We start from the raw sequence: 22,348 nt of genomic DNA on the forward strand, positions 1-22,348 counted from the left end.
AAGGCGGCAAAACAGCGTCCCCGCCGCAACCGCTTTTGCCATAAGGATAAAATTCTTTACATGGCATTTATGGACATTAAAATCAGGCCCGATAATGACATCGCAAGCTGTTCAATTCAAACGCTTACCCCCTTTACATTGCCGGGGTCGAAAAAAGAAAGACACATGCCGTGCCGAAAAGAATCCTGACGATCCTGATGATTGCGTGCCTTCCCCTTTTTATTAGCAACGCCGCCAATGCTGACTGGCTCGACAAGCTGAAAGACACGGCGACGGAGCTGACGGACAAGGCCGCCGAAGCCCTGAAGGAAGCGGAGCCCGAATCACCGACCACCTCGGACGGCGAAGGACAGGTCAAGAAACCGGCGACCACCACCGCCCCGGCCGCGCCCAAGGCCCCCGCCGCAAGCACGGTGACCGCCCCGTCGGCCCCGAAGACGGCGGCCCCGGCCACGACTACGACAACGGCGTCACCAAGCGGCAATAACGATACGGCGCTGGTCATAGCAACGCAGAAGGAACTCAAGCGCCTCGGCTATGGCGTCGGGGTGGATGGCGCCTATGGCCCGAATACAAAAAAGGCCATCACCGCCTTTCAGACATCCCACAATCTCAAGGCGGACGGCATGGTTACACCGGAACTGGTGAGCGCCCTTCAGGCGGCACCGACGCCGATGGGTACCGCCACCTCCGAAAAGAACGGGATGGCGGCGGAGAAGAAAGCGGCGCCTGCACCGGCGTCCGTGAAAAAGGCCGTACCTGCCCCGGCGCCCGAGCAGAAAGCCGAACCGGCAGCCGCGCAGAAATCCCTCAACCCGGCGGACTATGACCGGGCCTATGCCTATGAAGGCGGTGCGCCGCAGTTGGAAGGGAAATGGCTGCTGATCAAGGACAGGGAGCCGGAGCGGTTCTACGCCGAGATCAAGGGGGACGAGCTTTTCGCCCAGCGCAGCCTGAGCGGGATGCAAGTGCCGCCCGGGGTCAAGATCGACATACGCTCGCTGGTTGGAAATGAATTCCGGAAAACCGACAGCTATGATCCGCCGTCCGTTGTCCTGATCCGCTTTGGCGGCACGGAAATCACGGCAAAGAATATTTCGGGCGGCGGATCGACCAACCTCCGTTTCCATGCCAAGGGGCCGGAGGTTGCCGCCCTGCTCGCCCATGTGCAGGCAGGCAAGGACTTCGAATTCCGGGTCGATAAGTTCGAACCCTTCCTCTATAGCGAGGACTGGACGACCTTCTCCTCCCCGCCGCCGGAAATAGCGGCGGCGAAGCAGGCAGAGAAAGAGAAACAGGCCGCTGCCATGGCCGCGGAAAAGGCGGACAAGGAAAAGAAAGCCGCCTATGCAGGCACCCTTAGCCCGGAAGGCAAAATGACCTACGAGCAGTGCACCCAGAACTATTCGGCGGAGAACTTCTATGACTGCCAGTGTATTGCGCAAAATATTGAAAAATATATGGGCCCGCAGATTGATGGCCAGACGGATTACTGGAAGAAACGCATCGCCGGATACGAAGGCGCCATCAAGACGAACAATGCCAGCACCAAACTGACACCCGAGAGGAAAGCGCAGCTGGAAGAAGGCATGCGGCAACAGATCGAGCGCGCCGAAGCGGAGATTGCAAAGATCGAGGACCGGGCCAGCTGGGACGATTCCATGCGCAAATCCATGGTGCAGGGCGCTCAGTTGTATCTATACAAGGATCCGGCCTGCAAGGTCGGCAACGGCATGGCCGAGAAAGAATATAAAACCTGTCTGAGTTCTTCCTTGTCAAAAAATGTGAAAGGAAAATCCCCGGAGGAATATTGCAGCTGTTCGGCCAAGACAGCCGCAGAGCTCTGGCTCGCATCAACTGATGCCTACAGCTCCAAGGTGGCCGTCAATATTCCGGTTAAAGCGCGCACCCAGTGCCGTAATTGATGGGGCACTCCTCACGTGAAACCCGGAGCCTGTTGCGGCAGGCCTCCGGATTCTCACAATAAATTCCTTTACATAGCGGGCATGGCCTTTAAAATTCGGGGTGTGGACCCTCGATGCCCGTCATCGTGGCCCGCCCATCCCCAATGTGCCGAAGAAGCAACAAAGGAAGACTACTGCCGTGCCGAAATCTCTTCTCTCGATCCTCACTCTCCTCACCCTCAGCCTTCTCACCCTCACGAGTGCGAACGCGGCCGGCGCGCCCGACCTCGGCCAATGGACCCAGACCTATTGCGAAGGGTACCGGGCGGCGAAGAACCTCTATGACTGCCAGTGCGTCGTCGATCAGGCGCCGGACTATGTGGAGAAGGAAGTCGCCAAGCAGGTGGCGATGAAGGAACGGGCCATCGGCAATTTGCAGGACATCATGAAGAAGCATCAGTCCAACGACAGGCTGACCGCGGAGCAGAAGGCGCAGGCCAAAGCCGGTTACCAGAAACGAATTGATCAGGAGCAGGCGGATATCGACAGGCTCAAGAACCAGGCGAGTTGGGATACGAAAACGATGAACAGCATCGCCGCCGCCGCCATGGTCCAGGTCTATAACGCGCCCACCTGCAAAACCGGCGCGATCTTTCTGGACCCGGAAACCCCGATCTGTAAATTCAAAGGGGAAAAGCTTCAAAAGCAGTTGAAAAGCAAGACCGTCGAGGAATATTGCAGCTGCCTCCGCGAGACGATGGCCTCGACATGGGAGGCCTCAACCGGGCAGATCAGCGCGAAAGTGCAGCGGGACCTCTTCTCCGAGGCCAACCGGAGCTGCAATCAATAGCGCCGGATTGACGCCGGGGCGGCCGCACACCGCCCCCGGCGCCTCTTTACGCAAATTTCACGATTTGGCCTTATTCTGCCCCGATATGCAGCCTTCCTGAATGAAGGACGGAGTAGAAAGATGAGCAGTCAGCCTCTGGATAAACACAAGCGCGCCATTGTGCGCAACCTCATTGACACCTGTGGCCTGCAACGCGCCTTTCACGCGGCCAAGCAATATGGCTGGACCGATATCGCCGAGGAGATCGAGAGCGAGATCGAGAAGAGCCGCACCTACGGCCGCCGCCGCGACGATCCCCCCGTACAACACTAAGTCCCCGCACCTCAGCTCACATATTGTGCGGCGAAGTCCGCCGTTGGCGGGATCGGCTTGATCACGTCGATCAGAACGCCGTTCGGATCCTGCGTGATGAAGTGACGCTGTCCGAAGGCCTCATCGCGGAGCGCCAGCAGGATCGGCAACCCTGCCTTGGTGGCCCGCGCATATTCCGCATCGACATCCTCAACCTCGAAATTGATAATCAGGCCCGCCGCCTTGCCTCGCCCCTCCTCGGGCACGGTTTCATGGGAGCCATCAAGAACCGCGATATTGACGGCCTCATCCTCCGTTGATTGCAGATGGAAATACCAGTCGCTCTCGAACGCCGGTTTGAAGCGAAAGTGCGAGACGTAAAAGTCCGCGGTTTCCTGTACCTTGTCGGTCATGATGACGGGATAAAATTGTGTGCATTTCATTGTTTGCTTCCTCCGTTGGATGGGGTATAGTCCGGTCAGGCTTATTTTACATACAGGCTGCATGTATGCAACAGAAAAAAACCATCCGCTCGAACAAGGAGCGGACCGAAGCGACCCGGGCCGCGCTGATCACATCCGCCCGGGCGCTGTTTGTGGAAAAGGGCTATGCCGAGACGGGCACGCCGGAGATTGTCGCGAGAGCAGAGGTCACACGCGGCGCGCTCTATCATCATTTCCCGGACAAGGCCGCCCTCTTCCGCGCGGTGATCGAGGCGGAAATGACGGAGATTGCGGCGGCGATCAACCACCGCACGGAAGGCATGACGGACCCGATGGCGGCGCTGAAGACCGGCAGCGATGCCTATTTCGAGGCGATGACGACGCCCGGCCGGGCGCGGCTTGTCCTGCTGGAGGGGCCGGTCGTGCTCGGCGTGCTGGAGATCGAGCGGATCGACCGCCAGACCGGCGGGGAGAGCCTGCTTGCGGGGCTCGAGGAAGCGGCGCGGCAGGGCCAGATCCGGGCCGGTATCCCGCTGGAACCCTTGGCCGATCTTCTCTCCGCCGCCTTTGACCGCGCGGCACTTGCCATCGCCGAGGGGGAGCCCCCGGCCCCCTACCGCGCCGCCATCGACGCGTTGCTGAAAGGCATTGCCACGGCGCCGTCTCAGCCCGCGAGATAACGGAGTTTCGGCCAGCGCCGCTGCCAGTTCTTGGCCGCGAGGCGTTCCTGATAGGCCGCCGGCTTTTGTTTCCCAGCGAGGCTCGGCCGAACGATAAGCTCCACAAGGTCCCGGATGCCATGAGGCGCGATCAGGCTGAGCTCCCCGCCCGCATCAAGATGCACAGCAACGCATGTCGGCGTTTCCAGCCAGTCGGAGAGCGCCGCCCTGCTGCCCCGATAGGGCTCTGCCCGTCCGTTCCGGATATGCATGCGCGCCTGATTCTTCACCGACCAGTCCGCATTGAGCCGCTGCCGCAGCCAGTCATCATGCGCCTTCTCCGTTTCCCGCGATATATCCAGCGGATCGAAATAGATAAGGTCGATATCCGCCCCCTGTCCCCCGTCACCGGGATAGCCATGAAGATGGTCCCAGACCTTGTTGCGGACGAAGCCCGCGCCGATCATCCAGTCGGGCAAGGCCAGCGCCCGCGCAGCCTCCAGCGCCGCCATCATAAACGAATCAGACCGGACAAGATCGAGGATATCCGCCTCGCTCAGCAGCATTTTCCCTGCTGCACGGGGGGACAGGGCACCGTGCCGTAGGAGCAGAAGACGCAGCAGTCGCCCGCCTCCGGCTTCAACAGCGCACCGCACCCCTTGCAATCGTAGAACCACTGGCAGGCGTCCACGGGCATTTCCTCCCTCTCCCGGTGTCCGCAGCGGGGGCAGGTGATTTCGGATATCAGTTCCATCCCATGTTCCTCATCTCTCCTCAGCCCATCATCCCCGTTCGGCGGGCGGAAATCAATTGCCAGCAAGCATATTGACATCGCGGCAACGACGCGGGCATGGTTTTAAGAAAAACTGCGAGGGAGAAGAGGCGATGAAGATTTACTGGATACCGGCGCAGGCGCCGATGCGGGCTCTGGCGCTCATCAAGCATCTGGGCGTGGAGGCGGAGCTGATCAAGATCGATGCGGCGGCGGGCGGCCTGCATACGCCGGAATACAAGGCGCTCAATCCCAACCGCAAGGCCCCGACGCTGGTCGATGGCGACCTCGTCCTCTTTGAATCGGCGGCGATCATGGCGCATATTTGCATCAAGGCAGGCTCCGATTTGTGGCCGACGGAGAACCTTGCCGAACAGGTCGAGGTGCTGCGCTGGCTGAGTTGGAACGAGGGGCACTGGGTCGGCGCCGTCGGCCCCTATTATATCGAGCATATCGTGAAGAAGACCTTCAACATGGGTCCGCCGGATGCGGAGACCCTCAAAAAGGCAGAGAAGAATTGCGTTAAGTATGCGAAGGTGCTGGACGCGCATCTGGAGGGGAAGGACTTCGTCGCCGCGAACCGGCTGACCATCGCCGACTTTTCCCTCGCCTCCATGGCCCGCTACTGGCGGGAGGCGGAGATGCCCTTCGCTGATTTCCCGAATATCACCCGCTGGCTCGCGGGTCTCGAGCAGATCCCCGCCTGGAAAAGCCCCTGGCCGGAGGACAAGGCGGCGTAAGGGTCTATCCGCCTACAAATAGCTGTAGAGCAGCCGGAGGCTGGCGACGAGGAGCGCTAGGTCAGCTGGACGCCTCTGCCGGTTTTGACATCGTCACGCGGTTCTGCACGCTGGGACGCTCCTGCATCCTGTCGTACCAAGCCTGAAGAGCCGCGCACTCCGCAGGTACCGGCAGGTTCACGAGCTGAGCGAAGATCAGGCCGCCGATGACCGTAATGTCGGCCATCGAGAAGACCTCACCGGCGATGAACGGCTGCATTTTCAGAATGCCCTCGAAGTAATGCATGCCCCTTATGGCTTTGTCGCGCTGACGAAATCCCCACTCGGCGTTCTGATAGACCTCGACGTCGGGTCCGAGCCCCGGTGTGGCGTGGTGGAAATAGACACTGATGGCGTCGAGCAACTCCAACTCGGCGCGCTTGCTCATCATGTGGATCATGCCCTTCTCCCGCGGCGTCCTGCCGGTGAGCGTCGGAACGCCATCAAGCGCGTCGAGATATTCGGTAATGGCCGTGCATTCGGCAATGAAGGTTCCGTCGTCGAGTTCAAGCACCGGCAGCGTGCCCGAATAGTTCTTGGCGAGAAACTCGGGCGTCTTGTGCGCGCCTTTCCGCAGATCGACCGACACGAACTGGACCTGTGATCGCAGGTTCTTCTCGGCCAGGGCGATACGGACCCGAGCCGGATAAGGGCCGGTATGCCAATCGTATATTTTCATCACGTTTCCTTTGTCTACCTATCACTTGATAGATTTAAAATAAAGCTTCAAATGTCCCCTGTCAAAGTCTATCTATCACTTGGCAGGTAACTGGAAATATAAGGTGAGGCGAAGAAATGAGATCAAACTCCCGGGAGGCCATTCTGGCGGCAGCCAGAAAGACCGCACAGGCACATGGTTACAGCGGCTTGAATTTCCGCGATATCGCGGATGAAGTGGGCATCAAGGCCGCGAGCATCCACTATTATTTCCCGAGCAAAGCGGATCTCGGTGCGGCTGTCGCGCGGCGCTATTGGGAGGACACTGCGGCTAAACTCGACTCTCTATTGGCCGAAACCTCGGATCCGATCCGCAGCCTGCAACAGTATCCCGATATTTTTCGCACGGCGCTGGAGAGAGACAATCGTATATGCCTCTGCAGTTTCATGGCGGCCGAATATGATGATCTGCCGGAAACGGTGAAGAAGGAGGTCCAGACATTTGCGGATGTCAACGTGGCATGGCTGAGCCAGATGCTGTCGGCTGCGTCCGTGGTCAATTCCGACGAGAGCGAGCCGCGGGCCCGCGCCATCTTCGCCGCCGTCGCGGGCGCGCAACTCATGGCGAGGAGTCGCTCCGACATTTCGCTTTTTGATTCGTTGATCGACACCTACCGCGTGGCGGGCCTACTCCCTGTCATCGAACAGACCGTAGGATAATCCCATCTATCCCGCCAGGCGGCGAGGATCGCGAGGGTAAGCGACAAAAACAGAAGCGCAATCATCTTCCCCCTCCCCTCTGTCAGATGAGATAGGTGAAGAGCAGCCACAGGCTGCCAACGATGAGCGCCGTGAAGGTGAGGATCATTCCCGAGGCGCGGAATTTGAAATTCATCTTCTTGCCGCTGAGGGCGATGGCGTGCAGGCAGCGCCCGACGAACAGGAGCACGCCAATCGCGATCACTCCATATATGCTGACGGCGCGCATCTCCAGAAACAGCATCAGCAGCAGCGTGATTGGCACATATTCGATAAAGTTCGCATGGGCCCGGATCGCCCGCTGCATCTCGACATTCCCCTCATCGCCCATGGAAATGCGGGTCTTCCACCGCATGCGAACGGTGCGAATGCTCAACAGCACAAAGATCAGCGCCAGCAGCGCCGCAAAAATGGGTGTAATCGTAACATGCATAACTAACTCTTCCCCCGTTATCCGCGCCGCAACCCGGTCGCCCGCGCATCATGCACCCAAGCCCCTCCTCAGACAAGCTTGAATGAGGCGTTGGCGCGGGCGATCAGCCGTTCCTCCCCGTCCCGGATCGCCGCCACCTTCATCTCGGTAAAGCCGATGGAACGGCCGACTTTGAGGACATTGGCGCGGAATTCCAGCCAGTCGCCGATCTGCGCGCTATCGACATAATCCGTGGTCATGCTGAGGGTCACCGCGCTCAATTTATCGTTCCCGAATTTCTCCCGCGCCTTCAGCACAAGGGACATGCCCATGGTATTGTCACTGAGCGCCGCGATCATGCCGCCATGGGCGAAACCGCGCCCGTTGCAATGGGCCTCCCGCACCTCGATGGCGAGAATGCCGCCCGCATCGGCCATCTTGACATAGATCGGCTCCCACGGATCGGTGAGCGGGCTCCTGCGGGGGCTTTTCGTGAAGCCGTCGGGTATGTTGTTCATTGTTGTTATCCCCGTTTTTTTTCAGTCCCAGATTGCCGGGCCTATGCCTCGAGGCGGGCCGGTTCGCGCAGATAGGGCGAGATATTCTGCTGCGCGCGCCTCAGGAAGCCGTCCTTCTCGCCGACCGGCGCAAAGTAATGGAGCGCCGTTGACGCCGTCTCCATATTGTCCAGCATGGCGATGACCCAGCCGGTGAGATAGGCGGAGCCAAGGCAGCCGCCTGCCGTCGCGACATTGCCATGAGCGACAAGCGGCTGGTTCAGGACCTCAACCCCGGCCTCCTGAACCCATTCCTTTGTCGCGCTGTCCGTGCAGGCAGGCACACCGCCGAGCAGGCCGAGCTTCGCCGCCATCAGCGTGCCGGAGCATTGCGCGGCAATCACCTGACGGGCGGGGTCGAGCCGGATCCGGTTCATGATCGCCGCATCCTCGACAATCTGGCGGGTCAGCGAGCCACTGCCGATCATCACCGCATCGGCCTCGCTCGCCTCCTCCAGCGAGGATTGGGCGCGGATGGTCAGGCCGCCCATGGAGGTCACCTCCGCCTCCGGGCAGCAGACGGTAATCTCCCAGTCCGGCTTTTGCAGCCAGTGAAGCATCCGGTAGGCGACGAGGGAATCAATCTCGTTAAAGCCCTGAAAGGTGAGAATCGCGATTTTCATGGCAAGAGCCTATTCCTTCGTCGCCCGCCGCGCAATGGCGCATTTTCCGTCCCTTGAAGACCGTCCAGAATAGGCTTGACATTTATCGGGGCCTGATATCAAAATTACTTTCATATCAAGGGGTTGTAATAAATAAGGAGCATGTGCAATGCTGTTTCCAAGAAAAATTGCCTCATCTGTCACCGTCTTCCTTCTCAGCGCAATAATCGGCCATTCCGCCCTGGCGGCGGAGGCGGACAAATTCGACGTCGTCGGGCTGTCCCTCGGCATGACAACGGAGGAAGCCATGCAGGCCCTTCGGGATTTCGGAGTGATGGAGGAGTCGATCAGCGAGACGCGCCTCTCCTTTTTCTACAGCGACGGCCTCAAGAATGATCACCGGACCGAGGAATTCCTCTATCGCGTCTCCGCCGGCAAGAAACCGATCATCAACGGTATGAGACGGCATGAGGACGGGATTGTCCTCTATTTCTCCCCGCCCCCGGAAGGCGGCCGTCTTGTCGGTGTCGAGCGGAATGTCATCAACCGCATCGATCCGGTGACCGGCGCCCAGTTCAAGGAGGCTGTTTTTGATAAATATGGCGCGCCAACCGACGAGAATGGCCGCGCCTTTAACTGGAAATTCGGCAGCGGAGATAAAAACTGCCTCTCGACAAGCCTCGATAAAACGGGCGTCGTCCTCCCCGAAGGCGGCAAAAACAACAAGAGCATTCTGGATATGGTCTACAAAAAGATATCCGGCCAGTACAGGCTCGATCTCTTCCGGGTCAGCCGTATCAAGAGCCTGGAAGAATGCGCCAATATGCTGGAATTCACGATCCCGGGCGATACGCAGCCCGCCGATCGCGTCCGCGCGACCATGATCGATATCCAGTCCTGGGTCCGGGCCGAACTGGCCGCGGGTGAGGAAGTCGCAAGGCTGCAAAAGGAGGCCATCGAGAAACGCGAAGGCAAGGGCAAGAAACCAACGCTCTGACCGCGTGCCTACTCAATCCTGACCGTACTTAGCTTCGCGGGTTCGATGGTGATCTGCTGCGCGCCCGCGCCGGTGGTGACGCTGTAGTTTCCGGCGGCGAGGGTGATGGGGGCGCCGCCCGCGATCCCGGCGGCAACCGTCACTCCGGCCTCATCGGTCACGGTGAAGGACGGGTTCACAGCCTTGGTGAGGGCTTCCGCAAGCGCGCTCTCGTCGCTGGCGTTGAAATATTCCCCGCCGCCGAGGTTCGCCCAGAGCGCGAACGTCTCCTGCAGGGCCGCATCATCGATGGCATAGCCGACGATATTGACCCGCACGTCATCGCCGCTCGCGCGCATTTCGGCAATCACCGCCGCCGGATCGCCCTCGCAGGTTTCCTCCCCGTCGGTAATCAGCACGATAATCCGCTCCCCGGTGACAGCGGCAAGGTCGCTCCCTGTCTCGCGCAGGCTGTCCGCGATGGGTGTTTTCGCGAGATTCATGGCCGTCACGCCGGAAATGACGGCATTCGCCGCGGCGCGATCAAGCGGCGCCAGCGGGATTTCAAGATCGGTGCGGCATTTATCCGCCTCCTTATGGCCAAAAACACGGAGGACGAAGGCCGTGTTCTCCGGGATCGTGTCGGAGATAAGAGATGTCAGCGTCCGCTTGGCGATTTCGATGCGCCGGTCCTTGCCCTGCCGCTGCAACATGCTGCCCGAGGCATCGAGTACGACCTCGATCGCATCCTCAGGGCCGAGGCGCGGCTTGTCGGCGGCCTCCACCATCAGGGCGCCGGGCTCCAGCTTGGCCGGAATGATCGTGACCGGCGCGGCAGCAAGCACTTTTCCGCCATGGGTCAGGTAACGGAGCTCATAAGTGCCCGGCAGGTTCGGCGCATGGACGGCGGTGACATTGCCTTTCTTCTTATCCACATAGCTGTAGGCGAGATTGCCGGGCTTCGCCGGATCGACGAGTTGCAGAAGATCGCCATAGTTCCCCGGCCCCTGCCAGGTGACGTTGAAGCGCTGGTTCCCCTCCACCTCGGCGGGGGCGTCGAGCTTCGCGCTCACCTCGGCCACCGTGAAGGCGGTCTCCCCCAGTATCTGCCCGCCGGAGAGATAGGCCACGCGGTAGTCACCGATTTCCTCCGGCGCCCGGAGCGTGACCGTTTCCGGGTTATGGCCAACATAGGCGTAGCTTCCGGCGTTGGCGCCATCGGGGCGCAGCACCCGGATCATGTCGCCGCTGTTATTCGGCCCCTGCCAGCCGACGGGGAAATGCGCGCCCGCAGGCACGGTCCCCTCCATGGTGAGCGTCGCATTGGTGCCGGTCACGGTGATGGGGGTCGAGCCGATGGGCTTCTTGGCGGTGAAATAGGCGATGCTGTAGCTGCCCGGTTCCACCGGCGCGGTCAGGGTGGTGACGTTATCCTTCGCCTGCCCGGCGTAGCGATAAAGCCCGCTCATCGGCTTGCCGTTGGCATCGACGAATTGCAGATAGTCGCCGTTATTGAGCGGCCCGTCGAAGGAAAGCTCGAACGTCTCGTTGGCGCTGACACTCTCGGGCGCGGTGACGGTGGCGGTTACGCCTCGCACCGTCATCGGGCTGCTGCCGATCAGCGTCTTGCCGGTGAAATAGCCGACGCCATAGTCCCCGCCCTCCGCCGGGACCCGTAATTTGACGATGCCGTTTTTGGCATTGCCGACATAGGCGTAGAAGCCGCGAATGGGTGTCTCATCGCTTTGCAGCATCTGGACATAGTCGCCTTTATTCATCGGACCGTCGAACTGAACCTCGATCGTCTCGTTGATGTCAGCGCTTTCAGGGACTTTGAGGGTCGCGGTCACGGCAGTGACGGTGAGCGGGCTGCTCGCCACAATCTTGCCACCGGAGACATAAGCTACCTGATACGTGCCGGGCTCTAACGGGGCAGACAGCGCGCCTTTATTATTCTTGAGATTGCCGACATAGACATAGGCGCCCTTTAGCAGCTTGCCGCTTTCATCCGCGAAACGGAGCATGTCGCCCTTGGCGGGCGGGCCCGAAACGGTGATCTCGATCGCCTCATTGATGCCTGCCTCGGCGGGCGCGGTGACGGAGACTTCCTGTGCTTCAACCGCGGGAGCAAGCCCGACAATCAGAAAAAGGAAAACGATGGCCGTTAAGAGCTTCTTATGCTGCATGATATCCCCCTGCCCCGGCGCCGTCCCTGCACTGCCGCGCCTGATCACGGCAAGTGTGCCATTATTTTAAGGCAGAAATCAATTGCGGAGAGCCGCAGCGCGGCTTACAGCCCTCAAGCTACTCCCACTCGATCGTGCCGGGGGGTTTGGAGGTGGTGTCGTAGACGACGCGGTTGATGCCTTTCACCTCGTTGATGATACGGGTCGAGACATGGCCGAGGAAATCATGGGTGAAGGGGTAGTAATCCGCCGTCATGCCGTCAGTGGAGGTCACGGCCCGAAGGGCGCAGACATAATCATAAGTGCGGTTATCGCCCATCACGCCGACGGTCCTGACGGGCAGCAGCACGGCGAAGGCCTGCCAGATCTCGTTATAGAGGCCGGCGTTGCGAATTTCCTCAAGATAGATGGTGTCGGCCTTACGCAGGATATCCAGCCTCTCGCGGGTAATCTCGCCGGGCACGCGAATGGCGAGTCCCGGTCCCGGGAAGGGGTGACGGTCGACCAGCTCCGGCGCCATGCCAAGCTCGCGCCCGAGGTCGCGCACCTCGTCCTTGAACAGCTCGCGCAGCGGCTCGACCAGCTTCATGTTCATCCGCTCCGGCAGGCCGCCGACATTATGATGCGACTTGATGGTGACGGAGGGACCTCCGGCGAAGGAGACACTCTCGATCACGTCGGGATAGAGCGTGCCTTGCGCGAGGAATTCGGCGCCGCCGACCTTGCCGGCCTCCTCCTCGAACACATCGATGAAGATGCGGCCGATGATCTTGCGCTTCTTTTCGGGATCGTCGACGCCGTCCAGCTCATCCAGGAACAGATCGGAGGCGTCGCGATGGATCAGCGGGATGTTGTATTTGTCGCGGAACAGGCTGACCACCTGCTCCGATTCGCCCGCCCGCATCAGGCCGGTATCGACATAAACGCAGGTGAGCTGGTCACCGATCGCCTCATGGATGAGGACGGCCACGACGGAGCTGTCGACGCCGCCGGAGAGGCCGCAGATCACTTTCGCATCGCCGACCTGCGCGCGGATCGCGTTGATCGCCTGATCCTTGAAGGCGGCCATGGTCCAGTCGCCCGCAAGGCCGCAGATGTTATGCACGAAATTGGAAAGCAGCGCCGCGCCGCTTGGCGTATGCATGACCTCGGGATGGAACTGCACGCCGTAGAAATGCCGCGCATCGTCGGCAATGGCCGCGAAAGGCGCGCCGCGCGAGGTGGCGGCGACGGTGAACCCCTCCGGGATTTCCACCACATGATCGCCATGACTCATCCAGACCTGATCGCGCCGTCCCGGCTCCCACACGCCGTCAAACAGGTTGCAGTCAGCGACGACATTGATCTCGGCGCGGCCGAACTCGCGATGGTCCGGCGCCTCGACCTTGCCGCCGAGCTGGTTGACCATGGTCTGCTGTCCGTAACAAATGCCGAGGACGGGCACGCCCATCTCAAAAACCGCCTCCGGGGCTTTCGGCGTTGCATCGCCGATGACCGAGGCCGGACCGCCGGAAAGGATGATCCCGGCGGGGTTGAAGGCCGAGAGTTTCTCGGCTGCGGAATTGAAGGGAATGATTTCGCTGTAAACCCCCGCCTCCCGGACGCGCCGCGCGATCAGCTGGGTGACCTGACTGCCAAAGTCGATGATCAGAATACTGTTTTTCATAAACGGGGTTTAGACAGTTTGGGGATGTCTGTCCAGCCCGTTTATGACGTGTTTTCGCAGTTTTAGCTCTGCTTGGCCTTATAGTCCTCAACCGCGCGTTTCAGCATGGTATATTCGGCGCATCCGAAGAAGCAGAGCGCATCAAGCTTGAGCAAATGCTCTTCCGCCTTGTCAAGGTTGCCGACCTGCAAATAGGCCTCGCCGATATATTCATTCGCGCCCTTGTGGTCGGGGTTGATGGCCAGCGCCTTGTTGTAGCTTTCGAACGCCGCATCATAGTTTTTGAGGTTCCGCTGGGCATAGCCGAGATAGTTGTAGGCATCGGCATTGTCAGGCTCGCTCGCTGTTACCTTGGTGAAGGCGGCAACGGCCGCGTCCCATTGCTTGGCATCGATGGCTTCCTTACCGGCGGCGAATTCGGCGCTTTGCGGGGCTTCGGCCTCCGTCGTGCTGCTGCTACTGCCGCTGCCGGCCGCGAAGACGATCTGCGCCGCCAGCAACTGCGCCGCGAAAACCGTAAAGATCGCCAGTATGAATTTGCGTATTGTCATCGTCCCAACCCCTCTGCCATTTGTTATGGTGCCCTTTTACACTCATCTACGGCGCCTTAGCTGTTTCGGATCATATCATATCCGAAAAATGTCTCCTGTTCCGTTCACGAGATGGTGATCGGTGCCCCTACCCTTCGGCGCGTTCCAGCACGGCGGTGAAGAAGCCGTCGGTGCCGTAATCCGCCGGGGTCAGGGCGAAAAAGTCGCTATCCCAGCGACCGTCGAGCCCGACCGCCTCCCAGATCGTGGAGACAGGAATGAGTGTAAAGGCAGGATGTGACAATAAAAAGGCGCGTATCTGGTCCTCATTCTCCGCCGCCAGGATCGAGCAGGTCGCATAGATCAGCCGCCCCCCCGGCGCCACCAGCGGCGCGGCGCGCCTCAAGATATCCGCCTGCAGCTCGGCAAGCTCCGCGAGGCGCGCTTCGGTCAGCTTCCATTTCATGTCCGGCTGCCGCCGCCAGGTGCCGGAGCCCGAGCAGGGCGCATCGACGAATACCCGGTCCGCCGCCCCGACGAGCGGGGCAAGAAGCTCGGCATCGCGATCATCGCCATGGATCACCAGCGGTTCGATCAGGCTGACCCCGGCGCGGCGGGCGCGGCCTGTAATGTCCCGCATCCGCCTCTCCTCGGTGTCGAAGGCGTGGATTTTTCCCGTATGCGCCATCCCCGCTGCCATGGCGAGGGATTTGCCGCCGCCGCCCGCGCAGTAATCGACCACGGTCATGCCGGGCGCCGCACCCGCAAGGCGGGAGGCAACCTGCGCGGCCTCGTCCTGCAGCTCGATCCGGCCATTCTCCAACAGCGGATGACGGCTGAGGTTGAGCCGCGCATCCAGGATCAGCCCGTCCGGCGAGAGCGTCGTCGGCGTTACGTCAATCCCTTCATTGGCAAGGAAATACCGGATATCGCTGCGGCTGCCTTTAAGGGCATTCACCCGGAGCGTGACCGGCGCCCGCTCGCCATAGGCGGCCATGATTTCCGCCGCCCGCGCGCCATACTGATCGAGAAGTTTCCGGGCGAGCCAGTCCGGGAAGTTGCACCGCGCCGCCAGCGGCAGGCTTTCAAGGTCGATTTCGGCCGCTTTTTCAAGCGCCGCTGCCTCTTCCGGAGTGAGGTCGTCAAGGCCATGCGCGCCGCCGAACCAGCCCGCGGCCAGCGCCTCAACCGCCACATCCTCAAACAGGATTAGGCTTAACAAACAATGGCTTCTTGGCGATACCTCAAGTCCCGCCGCAAGTGAGACAGCATCCAGCTCCCCCTGACGGCGGAGCGCGCGATAGACAAATTCCGTGACCCAGCGCCGGTCCTTCGATCCGGCGTAGCGACGGTTGCGGAAGTAGCTCCCGACATGCTGCTCGGCGGGGGTTGCGGCCGCGCCGATCGCCGCCAGAAGCTCGGCGGCGGCGGCAAGCCGTGCGGCAGGGGTCATCCGTTCTGCCGGTAGTTCGGCGCCTCGCGCGTGATCGAGACATCATGCACATGGCTTTCGGTCAGACCCGCATTGGTGATGCGGACGAACTGGGCCCGTTCCTGCAGGGTCGGGATATCCTTCGATCCGGTATAGCCCATGGCCGCCTTGAGCCCGCCGACCAGCTGGTGAATGACCGCGTTGGCCGGGCCGCGATGCGGCACCCGCCCCTCGATCCCTTCCGGGACCAGCTTGAGGTTATCGGAGACTTCCTGCTGGAAATAGCGGTCGGCGGAGCCGCGCGCCATTGCGCCCAGGGAGCCCATCCCGCGATAGGATTTGAACGACCGGCCCTGATAGAGGAAGACCTCCCCCGGGCTTTCGTCGGTGCCTGCGAGCAACGAGCCGATCATGGCGGAGCTTGCGCCCCCTGCGAGGGCCTTCGCAAGGTCGCCCGATGTCTTGATGCCGCCATCGGCGATAACCGGGATGCCGCTCTCTTTCGCGGCGGCGGCTGCGTCCATGATGGCGGTGAGCTGCGGCGTGCCGACACCGGCGACGATCCGCGTCGTGCAGATGGAGCCGGGCCCGATGCCGATTTTCACCGCATCCACCCCGGCATCGATGAGAGCTTTCGTGCCCTCTGCGGTCGCGACATTGCCGCCGATGACCTGCGTCCGGTTGCTGAGTTTCTTGATGCGGCTCACCGCCTCCAGCACCCGGCTGGAATGGCCATGGGCCGTATCGACGATCAGCACATCCACCTCGGAGGCGATCAGCGCCTCGGCCCGCGCAAAGCCGTCATCGCCGATACCGACGGCGGCGGCGACGCGCAGCCGTCCCTGCTCATCCTTGGAGGCATTGGGAAAGAGAGTGGAGCGTTCGATATCCTTCACCGTGATCAGGCCGATGCAGCGATACTCATCATCGACGACCAGCAGCTTTTCGATTCTATGTTTATGGAGCAGGCGCTTGGCCTCGTCCTGCGTCACCATTTCGCGCACGGTGACAAGGTTTTGCCTCGTCATCAGCTCGCTGACCGGCTGGCGGGTGTCGGTCGCGAAGCGGACATCGCGGTTGGTGAGGATGCCGACCAGCTTGCCGTTCCCGCGCTCCGTCACCGGGATGCCGGAAATCTTGTTGTTCTGCATGAGAAAGAGCGCTTCCGAGAGCGGCTCGTCCGGCGCGATGGTGACCGGGTTGACGACCATGCCCGCCTCGAATTTTTTGACCCGGCGGACCTCGTTCGCCTGTTCCTCGATATCGAGATTCTTGTGCACGACGCCAATGCCGCCGGCCTGCGCCATGGCGATGGCCATCGGCGCCTCGGTCACCGTGTCCATGGCGCTGGAGACCAGCGGAATGCCAAGGGTAATTTCGCGGGTCAGCCGGGTTGTGGTGTCGACCTGGGTCGGCAGAACCTCGGAGGCCGCCGGCTGGAGTAAAACGTCATCGAATGTATAGGCTTCACGTATGTTCATCGCAACTCCGGGAGCCCGTCGGCTCACAATATATAGTGGTGATCCTCTCCCGCCGGTACAGATATGCACCCGACCGCCGGTTTGATCTATGGAATTGCCGCGCAATCATACAGGCAGAATTCAAAAAGCAAAGCCCCCATTTTGCATAGCACCTATTTTTTATTGGCAGGGCAGAATGCGGGCTATTCCTCGCCTTCCGTCATCTCGTTTTTACCGCGGAAGCCGGTGGCGACGACATAGGCTTCGCGGGAATCAGCGCGGCTTGCTTCGGGCTTGGCGTGGCGGACAACGGCGAAATTCTTTTTCATCTGCTCCAGCAGGTCGTTTTCCGTGCCGCCCTTCAGGACCTTGGCGATAAAGACGCCGTCCGGGGCAAGCACGTCAATTGCAAATGCCAATGCAAGCTCGCACATCATGACGATGCGGAGGTGATCGGTCTGCCGGTGGCCGGTGGTCGGCGCGGCCATGTCGGAGATGACGGCATTCGCCGGCCCGCCGAGCGCGGCCTTGACCTTCTCGTCGGCATCATCTTCGGTGAAGTCGAGCTGCATGACGGCGGCGCCCGGCATCGGTTCCATCTCCAGGATATCGACGGCGAGCACCTTGCCCTTGCCCTTCTCCGCGCCGACGCGATCGACCGCGACCTGCGTCCAGCCGCCGGGCGCGGCGCCGAGATCGACGACGGAATCGCCGGATTTCAGAAGCTTGTAGCGGTCATCGAGCTGCATCAGCTTGAACGCCGCGCGACTGCGCAGGCCCCGCGTCTTCGCCTCCGCCACGTAAGGATCGTTGAGCTGGCGCTGCAGCCAGGCAGTCGAGGAATTCTTGCGCCCGCGCGCCGTCTTCACCTTGGTATGCAGGAGCCGCCCTGTCATCTCCGTCGAGCGGGAGGACGGGCCGCCGGGTCGCTTCGGGCTTTTGCTCATGACGGTCTCGTCGCCGGGGAGCAGCTTCGGTTGCCCTGCCGGGCGGCATTGCGTTCCGCATCGACCCGCCGCATCATGCCGAGCAGCATCCCCTCGCGCAGGCCCCGGTCGGCCACGCGGAGTTTCTTCACCGGCCAGCGCTTGTGCATCGCCTCGACGATCGCGCAGCCGGAGACGACAAGATCCGCCCGCTCCTCGCCGATGCAGGGTTCCATCACCCGTGCCGCATAGTCGCTGGTCGCCAGGCGGTGACAGATATCGAGCATCGCCCGCGTGTTCAGCCAGGCCCCGTCGACCCGGCGGCGGTTATAGCGTTCCAGCCCGAAATGCACGCCCGCGAGGGTCGTCACCGTGCCCGAGGTGCCGAGCATCTGCACCCGCCCCTCGCTGATCCGCTCGGCGATGCCGTGGGCGGCCTCGAAATCATTGATATGTTCGCTGACGTCGGTGATCATGTTGGCGTAGGCATCCTCGGTGATCTCCATTCCGCCGTGACGCTCCGTCAGGGTGACGACGCCGTAGGGGATCGACATCCAGCCGAGCACCTCGCTCCGCCGCCGGCCGCGCAGGCCGAGCCAGATCAGCTCCGTGCTGCCGCCGCCGATATCGAAGACGAGCGCGTTGCGGTGGCGGTAATCGATGAGCGGCGCGCAGCCTTCCGCCGCCAGCGCCGCCTCCTCCGCCGTGGTGATGATATCAAGCTCGATCCCACATTCCTCGGCGACGCGGGCGAGGAACTCCTCGCTGTTGCCCGCCTTGCGGCAGACCTCCGTCGCGACGCAGCGCATATGGGTGACGCCGACGCGGCGCATCTTGTCCGCGCAGATACGCAGGGCCTCGACGGTTCTGTCCATGGCCCCCTCCGACAGCTTGCCGGTCAGGCTGACGCCCTCGCCAAGGCGGACAATGCGCGAGAAACTGTCGATGACGCGAAAGCCCTTGCCCTGCCGTTTCGCAATCAGCAGCCGGCAGTTGTTGGTGCCAAGGTCAAGCGCGCCGTAGACGTTGGAGGGATGTTCCCTGCCATCATGAAACCTGCGTCGATGTCTCTTGCTCCTGTTGTCACCCTTTCCCAGTTTCTGGGGTTCTGTAATCGCCACCCAGGACTACCTCCAGGTCAATTTCCACAGGCCCCGGCGTGATAGCCCGGGCCAATTTTCCCCATGCTAGCAGTTTTCGGCGCAAGGTTCATATATATTTTGAGATTGGGGCGCTTTATCGGAAGTTGACAAGGCGCCTGCGAGTTGCTAGTAAGCCGCCTGCCCCGCGCTCTCGCGGGCGCGCCGCCCGCATGGTGGGGAATCGTCTAATGGTAGGACAGCGGACTCTGACTCCGTCAATCCTGGTTCGAGTCCAGGTTCCCCAGCCAGCCTCCGCTAAAACTACGGCTGGGCAAGCCGGGGTTTTAGCGGAGGCTGTCTCGCCGAAGCCTGAAAGGCGAAGGCGGATAAGGATATAACCCAGATGCAATATGTTTATGTCCTGCAAAGCCTGAAATTTCCGGATAAATACTATACTGGCTGTACGCATAACGTCGAAGAACGCCTGAAGCGACACAATGCCGGAGGTGCTGACTCACAGTCACGCCATTCTGCCATATACGGTCCGTGGAAACTTGTCGTTCATATCGGCTTCGAAGATAAAGCCAAAGCCTTCGCCTTCGAAAAATACCTAAAATCCGGTTCCGGGCGGGCTTTTTCAAAGAAGCATTTTTAAGTCAAAAAAAGAAAACGTGACGCTCATAAACTGTTGATCGACATAACCTCATGATCAGTCTCTGAAATTCTTATAATACTGGCTTCATCCTCAATAAAAATCGCATCAAACGCAGGATCTGCACACCATGTTTGCTGAATGCGCGGCCTTAGATATTTAATACAAATATCCATATCTGGCATCGGCAGGAACAAATTATCATATATCAACAACCATTTTTTATCGAAATTCAAACAGTTGAAATTCTTGATCTTCGATCTTTTTTTCTCGATGAGGTCTGCCATATAGGACGCCCACTCACATTCGACTTCATCACCACTATATCCCGGAGAAGGTGGAACATTTCCCGACCGCATATTTCGCAAATATTCCCTGCTGTACGTCTGGCCATATCGGAAACGCCCACTTTCAATATATTCTTCTGGCTTGTGCTCATTCAACCATGCATCGTGCTTGGCATCATTCTCATCGACACATTCGGTCACTTCTAACCCAATACATTGCCCTTCCAACTGCAGCAAAAAATCGGGTTTGTCATCATGAGTGAGTGTCAATGGAAATCCAAGTAGGCCTGCCGCCGCCAAAGTAGATATCAGATGGCAGGCTGTATAAATTTCAACATGCTCTTTCTTCCGCCCCTTGCCACGTGACGGAACCTTAATGCCTTGCCGTCGCAACAAGTCAAGCAACTCTTGCGAAGAAGAGGCGTGAATGGGTTTCATTTTTGGATGCACTGTAATAAGCACTCCAATTCACCGAAAATAGATCAAAATCACTTTAATAAAGGCTGATGGCTTCGGTCAATCAGTAGCGCTCGCCCTCACGTTCGCAGGGCGTCCGCGTCGACTTCGGTGTCGGCTTTTGGACCCGTCAGCAGGTTCTGGCCGCGGGGGTTCAGGCGGGAGGGGATCTGCAACAGGCCGCTTGGCACGCTGAGGTCCTTCGGCAGGTAGGACCAGATGAGCATTGTCAGGAGCACGCTGAACGGCGTCAGCAGCAGGCTCAGCATCGCCCAGAGGATGATCGCGCCGCCAAGGCTGGTGATATTCTCCGATCCCTCCAGCTCGGCGGCGAGGATGATCAGCACGGCAAAGGAATGGGGCAGATAGAGCCCGACGCGAAAGGCATCGGAGAACCGCCGCTCTTTCAGGCGCGGCCAGACTTTACGGTAGAGACGCAGGCTGACATAGGTGAGCGGGGCAAAGAAAAAGGCGAGCGTTCCGGCAACGGCGAAGAACTCGAGCAGATAGCCGGTCACCGGCGCACCGCGGAGATAAATATCGAGCAGGACCGTGATCCCGGCAAACAGAAGCGCCGCCACGAAAGGCGCGCAAAAATTGATCCGCGCGCGCCGATCGCTGCGCCGGACCCGGCTCGCGGCCAGTTTTGAATAGAGCTTGATTTTTTCTTTTAAATCAGACAATTGCCGTATCTTCGCGTGATATGAATTCTGTTGAAACGCGGCCGGAACCGCCCCGCCTGTCGGCGCGGCCCAGATGTATCATATTCCCCCGCAATGCCAAACCCGAAATTCACAAAAATAACGGTAGCGCGCAGGCCGCCTCAGCGCGTCGCCAGCTTGCCGATAACGCCGGTGATATCGCGAAATTCGTCGGACAGCGTGCGCATGGACTGCGCCTGTTCATTGAGCGTCGGGATGTCGTCCACCGCCTCCGCATCGTCCAGCAGCAGATCGAGCGCCGCCAGGCACGCCCCGTTCGCCCGCCCGGCGATGGATTTGCGGTCCAGCTCGCAGGCATTGGAAAATTCGGTTTTCAATCCGTCCACGATGGACGTCAGTTCGGTGTGCCGCATGGCGAAGCCTTTCCTGAAAATATTGCTGTCAGGATAAGCCGGTGAGGTGAACGAAAGGTTAACGCCCCTCGCCCGCCGGTGGATTTTTGCGGGAGTCTTGGGGCGCAAACGACTTGTTAACCATTCCCGGCGACACTTGGGGAAAACAGCAAGGAATTTTCACCCGCAGGAGAGACAATGCATCCCCCCCTCAACGACAACCGCCGCGCCCACCGGCGCTCCGCCCTTGTCCAGCAGACCCGCATCCGCCATGACGGCGGCGACCAGACGGGCCGCATCCTCAATATCTCCGCTGGCGGCGCCGGCCTGCAGATGGAGGTTCGCCTGCCGGATCAGACGGAGATCACCGTCGAGATCGAGAATATCGGGATTGTCCCGGCGCAGGTTGTGCGCCAGATGAAGGAGGGTGTCGGGGTGAAATTCACCTTCTCGCCGGAGCGGGAGCAGATGTTTATCCGGCAGATTACGAAGCTGATCGCCGAAAAGCGGCGCGAGCAGTTCTACGTCGTCGACTGAGGCTCCGGGCGGGGCTCAACCGCCCTGCCGCCCGGCGAACATAAGATTCTTGGCGTCTTTATGAAACTGGTCGGCCAACTCATATTCCCGTTTCAGCTCGGCAATCGACTTGGCCTGATCCGCCGCCGAGAGACCGCCATCGATTGCATATTCAATCAGCGATGACGCGCCCGCATTCGCCGCAAGATGAAAGCCCTTGCGCAAATAGGCATCCTGACGGTTTTTCACCCACCCTTCAAGGGCATCCACCTGTTCCTGGGTTACCTTTACCATTTATTCTCGTCCCCGGTTTTGTTTCGGCAATTAAACGTAAACTGCAACTATCTATTAACCTTGTCTGTTTATACATAAGGACAGGCCAACGAATAGACGCGAAGTATGTGAGATAAACGTTAATCTAGTCTTACAATATCGACAGC

The 22,348-nt window shown here is 60.2% G+C and carries 27 protein-coding genes and 1 tRNA gene; 10 read left to right on the forward strand and 18 right to left on the reverse strand.

Annotated elements, in window-relative coordinates; genetic code table 11:
• Positions 1-170 precede the first annotated feature (170 nt).
• From AAC599_RS09030 to AAC599_RS09040, 3 genes are all read left to right on the forward strand, one after another.
• Entirely contained in the window at positions 171-1,925 is a 1,755-nt protein-coding gene (locus AAC599_RS09030) for a peptidoglycan-binding domain-containing protein (RefSeq protein ID WP_340150078.1), read from the forward strand.
• A 178-nt stretch (positions 1,926-2,103) separates the two neighbouring features.
• Positions 2,104-2,754 carry a hypothetical protein gene (locus tag AAC599_RS09035; RefSeq protein ID WP_340150079.1) on the forward strand — a complete coding sequence of 217 codons (651 nt, stop codon included), beginning with the start codon at positions 2,104-2,106 and terminating at the stop codon, positions 2,752-2,754.
• Positions 2,755-2,874: 120 nt separating this feature from the next.
• A complete protein-coding gene (locus tag AAC599_RS09040; protein WP_340150080.1) occupies positions 2,875-3,066 on the forward strand; it encodes a hypothetical protein in 192 nt (63 codons plus the stop codon).
• A gap of 11 nt (positions 3,067-3,077) precedes the next feature.
• Here AAC599_RS09040 and AAC599_RS09045 read toward each other — a convergent pair whose 3' ends face one another.
• Positions 3,078-3,488: a VOC family protein gene (locus AAC599_RS09045; RefSeq protein ID WP_340150081.1), complete on the reverse strand. Its 411-nt coding sequence runs from the start codon at positions 3,486-3,488 to the stop codon at positions 3,078-3,080.
• Between AAC599_RS09045 and AAC599_RS09050 the strand changes: the two genes are divergently transcribed.
• Positions 3,476-4,168: a TetR/AcrR family transcriptional regulator gene (locus tag AAC599_RS09050; protein WP_340150082.1), complete on the forward strand. Its 693-nt coding sequence runs from the start codon at positions 3,476-3,478 to the stop codon at positions 4,166-4,168. The two genes, AAC599_RS09045 and AAC599_RS09050, sit on opposite strands and share 13 nt — an antisense overlap.
• Here AAC599_RS09050 and AAC599_RS09055 read toward each other — a convergent pair.
• Together AAC599_RS09055 and AAC599_RS09060 are read right to left on the reverse strand one after the other, a co-directional pair.
• Positions 4,153-4,713: a nucleotidyltransferase family protein gene (locus AAC599_RS09055; RefSeq protein ID WP_340150083.1), complete on the reverse strand. Its 561-nt coding sequence runs from the start codon at positions 4,711-4,713 to the stop codon at positions 4,153-4,155. The genes AAC599_RS09050 and AAC599_RS09055 overlap by 16 nt on opposite strands.
• On the reverse strand, positions 4,704-4,901 hold the full coding sequence (locus AAC599_RS09060; RefSeq protein ID WP_340150084.1) for a GDCCVxC domain-containing (seleno)protein: 198 nt from the start codon (positions 4,899-4,901) through the stop codon (positions 4,704-4,706). Before AAC599_RS09060 ends, AAC599_RS09055 begins: the two co-directional genes overlap by 10 nt.
• Before the next feature lie 131 nt (positions 4,902-5,032).
• On the opposite strand from AAC599_RS09060, the gene AAC599_RS09065 reads away from it, so the two are divergent.
• A complete protein-coding gene (locus tag AAC599_RS09065) occupies positions 5,033-5,659 on the forward strand; it encodes a glutathione S-transferase family protein (protein WP_340150085.1) in 627 nt (208 codons plus the stop codon).
• Positions 5,660-5,720: 61 nt separating this feature from the next.
• Here AAC599_RS09065 and AAC599_RS09070 read toward each other — a convergent pair whose 3' ends face one another.
• The gene (locus AAC599_RS09070; protein ID WP_340150086.1) at positions 5,721-6,377 is read right to left on the reverse strand and encodes a glutathione S-transferase; all 657 of its coding nucleotides are present in this window, start codon (positions 6,375-6,377) and stop codon (positions 5,721-5,723) included.
• A 116-nt stretch (positions 6,378-6,493) separates the two neighbouring features.
• Here AAC599_RS09070 and AAC599_RS09075 point away from each other — a divergent pair, with 116 nt between their 5' ends.
• Positions 6,494-7,075: a TetR/AcrR family transcriptional regulator gene (locus AAC599_RS09075; RefSeq protein WP_340150087.1), complete on the forward strand. Its 582-nt coding sequence runs from the start codon at positions 6,494-6,496 to the stop codon at positions 7,073-7,075.
• A gap of 82 nt (positions 7,076-7,157) precedes the next feature.
• Here AAC599_RS09075 and AAC599_RS09080 read toward each other — a convergent pair whose 3' ends face one another.
• The 3 genes from AAC599_RS09080 to AAC599_RS09090 all read right to left on the reverse strand — a co-directional run bounded on the left by AAC599_RS09080 (position 7,158) and on the right by AAC599_RS09090 (position 8,706).
• The gene (locus AAC599_RS09080) at positions 7,158-7,547 is read right to left on the reverse strand and encodes an MAPEG family protein (protein WP_340150088.1); all 390 of its coding nucleotides are present in this window, start codon (positions 7,545-7,547) and stop codon (positions 7,158-7,160) included.
• Between the two features lie 68 nt (positions 7,548-7,615).
• Positions 7,616-8,044 (reverse strand): PaaI family thioesterase, encoded by a 429-nt coding sequence (locus AAC599_RS09085; RefSeq protein ID WP_340150089.1) that lies wholly within the window; start codon positions 8,042-8,044, stop codon positions 7,616-7,618.
• Positions 8,045-8,085: 41 nt separating this feature from the next.
• Positions 8,086-8,706, reverse strand: coding sequence for a DJ-1/PfpI family protein (locus AAC599_RS09090; protein WP_340150090.1), 621 nt, complete (start codon positions 8,704-8,706; stop codon positions 8,086-8,088).
• 148 nt (positions 8,707-8,854) lie between these two features.
• On the opposite strand from AAC599_RS09090, the gene AAC599_RS09095 reads away from it, so the two are divergent.
• Positions 8,855-9,682 carry a hypothetical protein gene (locus tag AAC599_RS09095; protein ID WP_340150091.1) on the forward strand — a complete coding sequence of 276 codons (828 nt, stop codon included), beginning with the start codon at positions 8,855-8,857 and terminating at the stop codon, positions 9,680-9,682.
• An 8-nt stretch (positions 9,683-9,690) separates the two neighbouring features.
• Here AAC599_RS09095 and AAC599_RS09100 read toward each other — a convergent pair whose 3' ends face one another.
• The 7 genes from AAC599_RS09100 to AAC599_RS09130 all read right to left on the reverse strand — a co-directional run bounded on the left by AAC599_RS09100 (position 9,691) and on the right by AAC599_RS09130 (position 18,982).
• Positions 9,691-11,847 (reverse strand): VWA domain-containing protein, encoded by a 2,157-nt coding sequence (locus tag AAC599_RS09100; protein ID WP_340150092.1) that lies wholly within the window; start codon positions 11,845-11,847, stop codon positions 9,691-9,693.
• A gap of 118 nt (positions 11,848-11,965) precedes the next feature.
• Positions 11,966-13,513, reverse strand: coding sequence for a glutamine-hydrolyzing GMP synthase (gene guaA, locus AAC599_RS09105; protein WP_340150093.1), 1,548 nt, complete (start codon positions 13,511-13,513; stop codon positions 11,966-11,968).
• A 62-nt stretch (positions 13,514-13,575) separates the two neighbouring features.
• Positions 13,576-14,064: a tetratricopeptide repeat protein gene (locus AAC599_RS09110; protein ID WP_340150094.1), complete on the reverse strand. Its 489-nt coding sequence runs from the start codon at positions 14,062-14,064 to the stop codon at positions 13,576-13,578.
• Between the two features lie 127 nt (positions 14,065-14,191).
• Positions 14,192-15,496: an RsmB/NOP family class I SAM-dependent RNA methyltransferase gene (locus AAC599_RS09115; RefSeq protein ID WP_340150095.1), complete on the reverse strand. Its 1,305-nt coding sequence runs from the start codon at positions 15,494-15,496 to the stop codon at positions 14,192-14,194.
• Positions 15,493-16,956: an IMP dehydrogenase gene (gene guaB, locus AAC599_RS09120; RefSeq protein ID WP_340150096.1), complete on the reverse strand. Its 1,464-nt coding sequence runs from the start codon at positions 16,954-16,956 to the stop codon at positions 15,493-15,495. Before guaB ends, AAC599_RS09115 begins: the two co-directional genes overlap by 4 nt.
• A 182-nt stretch (positions 16,957-17,138) precedes the next feature.
• Complete coding sequence (locus tag AAC599_RS09125; RefSeq protein WP_340150097.1) at positions 17,139-17,882, reverse strand: RlmE family RNA methyltransferase; 744 nt, start codon at positions 17,880-17,882, stop codon at positions 17,139-17,141.
• Entirely contained in the window at positions 17,879-18,982 is a 1,104-nt protein-coding gene (locus AAC599_RS09130; protein WP_340150098.1) for a Ppx/GppA phosphatase family protein, read from the reverse strand. The genes AAC599_RS09125 and AAC599_RS09130 overlap by 4 nt, the downstream gene beginning before the upstream one ends.
• 195 nt (positions 18,983-19,177) lie before the next feature.
• Here AAC599_RS09130 and AAC599_RS09135 point away from each other — a divergent pair.
• Together AAC599_RS09135 and AAC599_RS09140 are read left to right on the forward strand one after the other, a co-directional pair.
• A tRNA-Gln gene (locus AAC599_RS09135) sits at positions 19,178-19,251 on the forward strand.
• Positions 19,252-19,346: 95 nt separating this feature from the next.
• Complete coding sequence (locus AAC599_RS09140; protein WP_340150099.1) at positions 19,347-19,598, forward strand: GIY-YIG nuclease family protein; 252 nt, start codon at positions 19,347-19,349, stop codon at positions 19,596-19,598.
• 23 nt (positions 19,599-19,621) lie between these two features.
• Here AAC599_RS09140 and AAC599_RS09145 read toward each other — a convergent pair whose 3' ends face one another.
• The 3 genes from AAC599_RS09145 to AAC599_RS09155 all read right to left on the reverse strand — a co-directional run bounded on the left by AAC599_RS09145 (position 19,622) and on the right by AAC599_RS09155 (position 21,521).
• On the reverse strand, positions 19,622-20,344 hold the full coding sequence (locus AAC599_RS09145) for a hypothetical protein (RefSeq protein ID WP_340150100.1): 723 nt from the start codon (positions 20,342-20,344) through the stop codon (positions 19,622-19,624).
• A 74-nt stretch (positions 20,345-20,418) separates the two neighbouring features.
• Positions 20,419-21,021, reverse strand: a complete 603-nt coding sequence (locus AAC599_RS09150) for a hypothetical protein (protein WP_340150101.1) — start codon at positions 21,019-21,021, stop codon at positions 20,419-20,421.
• 140 nt (positions 21,022-21,161) lie between these two features.
• Complete coding sequence (locus tag AAC599_RS09155; RefSeq protein ID WP_340150102.1) at positions 21,162-21,521, reverse strand: hypothetical protein; 360 nt, start codon at positions 21,519-21,521, stop codon at positions 21,162-21,164.
• 69 nt (positions 21,522-21,590) lie between these two features.
• Here AAC599_RS09155 and AAC599_RS09160 point away from each other — a divergent pair, with 69 nt between their 5' ends.
• The gene (locus AAC599_RS09160) at positions 21,591-21,929 is read left to right on the forward strand and encodes a PilZ domain-containing protein (protein ID WP_340150103.1); all 339 of its coding nucleotides are present in this window, start codon (positions 21,591-21,593) and stop codon (positions 21,927-21,929) included.
• Positions 21,930-21,944: 15 nt separating this feature from the next.
• Here the strand turns inward: AAC599_RS09160 and AAC599_RS09165 are convergent, their stop codons facing one another.
• Positions 21,945-22,202 (reverse strand): hypothetical protein, encoded by a 258-nt coding sequence (locus AAC599_RS09165; RefSeq protein WP_340150104.1) that lies wholly within the window; start codon positions 22,200-22,202, stop codon positions 21,945-21,947.
• Positions 22,203-22,348 lie beyond the last annotated feature (146 nt).

Source organism: uncultured Sneathiella sp. (genome assembly GCF_963976355.1).
Lineage (GTDB): Bacteria > Pseudomonadota > Alphaproteobacteria > Sneathiellales > Sneathiellaceae > Sneathiella.

Excerpts from the sequence above, each read along its gene's own strand:
- AAC599_RS09040 (WP_340150080.1), top strand. The coding sequence starts at position 2,875 with ATGAGCAGTCAGCCTCTGGATAAACACAAGCGCGCCATTGTGCGCAAC.
- AAC599_RS09045 (WP_340150081.1), bottom strand. The coding sequence starts at position 3,488 with ATGAAATGCACACAATTTTATCCCGTCATCATGACCGACAAGGTACAG.
- AAC599_RS09055 (WP_340150083.1), bottom strand. The coding sequence starts at position 4,713 with ATGCTGCTGAGCGAGGCGGATATCCTCGATCTTGTCCGGTCTGATTCG.
- AAC599_RS09060 (WP_340150084.1), bottom strand. The coding sequence starts at position 4,901 with ATGGAACTGATATCCGAAATCACCTGCCCCCGCTGCGGACACCGGGAG.
- AAC599_RS09065 (WP_340150085.1), top strand. The coding sequence starts at position 5,033 with ATGAAGATTTACTGGATACCGGCGCAGGCGCCGATGCGGGCTCTGGCG.
- AAC599_RS09070 (WP_340150086.1), bottom strand. The coding sequence starts at position 6,377 with ATGAAAATATACGATTGGCATACCGGCCCTTATCCGGCTCGGGTCCGT.
- AAC599_RS09075 (WP_340150087.1), top strand. The coding sequence starts at position 6,494 with ATGAGATCAAACTCCCGGGAGGCCATTCTGGCGGCAGCCAGAAAGACC.
- AAC599_RS09080 (WP_340150088.1), bottom strand. The coding sequence starts at position 7,547 with ATGCATGTTACGATTACACCCATTTTTGCGGCGCTGCTGGCGCTGATC.
- AAC599_RS09085 (WP_340150089.1), bottom strand. The coding sequence starts at position 8,044 with ATGAACAACATACCCGACGGCTTCACGAAAAGCCCCCGCAGGAGCCCG.
- AAC599_RS09090 (WP_340150090.1), bottom strand. The coding sequence starts at position 8,706 with ATGAAAATCGCGATTCTCACCTTTCAGGGCTTTAACGAGATTGATTCC.
- AAC599_RS09095 (WP_340150091.1), top strand. The coding sequence starts at position 8,855 with ATGCTGTTTCCAAGAAAAATTGCCTCATCTGTCACCGTCTTCCTTCTC.
- AAC599_RS09100 (WP_340150092.1), bottom strand. The coding sequence starts at position 11,847 with ATGCAGCATAAGAAGCTCTTAACGGCCATCGTTTTCCTTTTTCTGATT.
- guaA (WP_340150093.1), bottom strand. The coding sequence starts at position 13,513 with ATGAAAAACAGTATTCTGATCATCGACTTTGGCAGTCAGGTCACCCAG.
- AAC599_RS09110 (WP_340150094.1), bottom strand. The coding sequence starts at position 14,064 with ATGACAATACGCAAATTCATACTGGCGATCTTTACGGTTTTCGCGGCG.
- AAC599_RS09115 (WP_340150095.1), bottom strand. The coding sequence starts at position 15,496 with ATGACCCCTGCCGCACGGCTTGCCGCCGCCGCCGAGCTTCTGGCGGCG.
- guaB (WP_340150096.1), bottom strand. The coding sequence starts at position 16,956 with ATGAACATACGTGAAGCCTATACATTCGATGACGTTTTACTCCAGCCG.
- AAC599_RS09125 (WP_340150097.1), bottom strand. The coding sequence starts at position 17,882 with ATGAGCAAAAGCCCGAAGCGACCCGGCGGCCCGTCCTCCCGCTCGACG.
- AAC599_RS09140 (WP_340150099.1), top strand. The coding sequence starts at position 19,347 with ATGCAATATGTTTATGTCCTGCAAAGCCTGAAATTTCCGGATAAATAC.
- AAC599_RS09160 (WP_340150103.1), top strand. The coding sequence starts at position 21,591 with ATGCATCCCCCCCTCAACGACAACCGCCGCGCCCACCGGCGCTCCGCC.
- AAC599_RS09165 (WP_340150104.1), bottom strand. The coding sequence starts at position 22,202 with ATGGTAAAGGTAACCCAGGAACAGGTGGATGCCCTTGAAGGGTGGGTG.